The 1,294-nt window shown below is 37.2% G+C and carries 1 protein-coding gene; it reads right to left on the reverse strand.

What is annotated here, in order from left to right; all coding sequences use genetic code 11:
- Window positions 1-18 precede the first annotated feature (18 nt).
- A complete protein-coding gene (locus QUB61_RS39515; RefSeq protein ID WP_333136945.1) occupies window positions 19-1,293 on the reverse strand; it encodes a transposase in 1,275 nt (424 codons plus the stop codon).
- Window position 1,294 lies beyond the last annotated feature (1 nt).

The raw sequence follows: 1,294 nt of genomic DNA on the forward strand, positions 1-1,294 counted from the left end.
CAATAGTTCGGACAGTTTTTAAGCAGCCATAGTACCATAAGACAGGACTGAGGGAAGGTTAGGGTGATTTAAAATCAAGTTAGGGTCTAAATCTAACTTGTTAATAAAGGTTAAAAGTAGATGTCTGTTGAATTGCCTGCGTTTATAAGAGGCCATTGAAAACACGAATGAATCGGGAGAAGAGTGATGACTATAGGCTGAATATTTTGCCAGATTTAAGGCGCTCAGACTGGCATTAAAATGAAAATCAAGTCGTTGACTATTACAAGATTGACAATCGGCTAAACCCGTAAATTGTTTGGCCTCCCTGAAAATAAACTCAATCTGAAAACGAGCCTGATAATACTCAAATATTTGCTCCGCTGGGAGGTGAATATCAGTGCTAAATAATAAAATATTTTTGGTGTGACCATTGGCTTGGACTTCAGAGATACAAGCCAAACGAATCTGACACTTAAAACAACAACTCCATACGATTAATGAATAAAGCTCAACTCCCGGCTTTATTTGTTTAACCCAAGTGAGATTTATTAAATTATTGCAGTCAACTTTACCATCATATTTACGAGGTGCACCCAGTTTCTTTTGTTCACCTGTATAGAGGTAATTTAGGTCAGCATCAACCCTTAATCTACTAATCAAATTCAAGTCTGACTCCCGTACAGCTTCCCAGAATTTAGCACGGTAATAATAGCCATCAGCCACTAAGTAACGTACAGACTTTGGTAAAGAAGAACGAGTATTTTTTAAATGTTGAGCATAGTCGTCAACTCTTGTTAGCTCTAAGGTTGAGCTTTCATATGGCTGTTTTTTACCCAGTTTTTTTGAGTGTTTTTTCTGAGCAACTGTTAAGTTTTTTTTCGGTAGTTTTGTTGTCGGACGCGAGGGAGTTTGTTGCACGCTTAAACTATAAGACAAATGAGTTTCAACTTCGACAACAGCAATGGAGGAAATTTCTAACCCCTGTTCGGTTTTGCCCGCTACACCATTATAAAAATAAGCTTTTCCTTCAGTTTTGTTGCCGCTTTTTTTGAGAAAAGAACAATCAATAACCGCAATAATTGTCCGCTCAGGATTTAAAGCTTCTTTGACAAAATATTGATGAAATTTTGGAAAATCAAAGCCTTTAAGAAAGTGACGGCGATAGGTTTTTTCACTCAAGGAACTGTAACGGCCCAGATTGGTAAAATTCACCTTGCCATAAACCAGCAATATGGTGGAAAATAAAATTACCATAAACTTCTTTTGGGCTTGACTCACCCCGGACATTTGTTGTAATATGGGTTCAATAATA

This window comes from Microcoleus sp. C2D2 (assembly GCF_036702495.1).
In the GTDB taxonomy this organism is placed as follows: Bacteria; Cyanobacteriota; Cyanobacteriia; order Cyanobacteriales; family Microcoleaceae; genus Microcoleus.